The organism is Campylobacter sp. 2018MI13 (assembly GCF_018501135.1).
In the GTDB taxonomy this organism is placed as follows: Bacteria; Campylobacterota; Campylobacteria; order Campylobacterales; family Campylobacteraceae; genus Campylobacter_E.
This window is the reverse complement of record NZ_JAHCZC010000220.1, coordinates 1-451: the sequence shown is the minus strand read 5'-3', so window position 1 is coordinate 451 and position 451 is coordinate 1. Positions and strand designations below refer to the sequence as shown.

General features: G+C 39.2%; 1 pseudogene. It reads right to left on the bottom strand.

The features are described from left to right. Positions 1 to 88: 88 nt before the first annotated feature. Positions 89 to 451: pseudogene (locus tag KJQ99_RS09730) on the bottom strand (O-antigen polymerase); the annotation flags it as partial.

Below are 451 nucleotides of genomic sequence, written 5' to 3'. Positions count from 1 at the left end.
GTAATTTACGTTGGTAATGCTGCTCAGCAAACCCAACAAGATTTACGCTTCAAAACTAAATAAAACGGCGGCATTGCCGCCGTATAACTTATTTATCGCTTCTTAGTAAAACGAATCTTATATGCGCTGAAAAAACAAAGGAAGATGCAATGTATACCATAAAGGCAATCATCAAATGCTCAGGGAACAACCATCCCATGCTAACAGGAATCACACTTATTCCAATGCAAAATAGGAACATTAAGAAATAATGTGCTGACTTTGTGTCCTGAGCTTTATTGGAGAAATACTTAGCCAGGACGCCATTAAATACTCCAGATATAACTAACCAAACTGGTGTAAAAAGCCCGAAATCTGCGTATAGTTCACCATACCCGAAAGCAGGAGCGCCCTGATTTCTGTAGAATGCATCAGGGAAAAATACTTTTGCCAGATACAATGCGCCAAAATC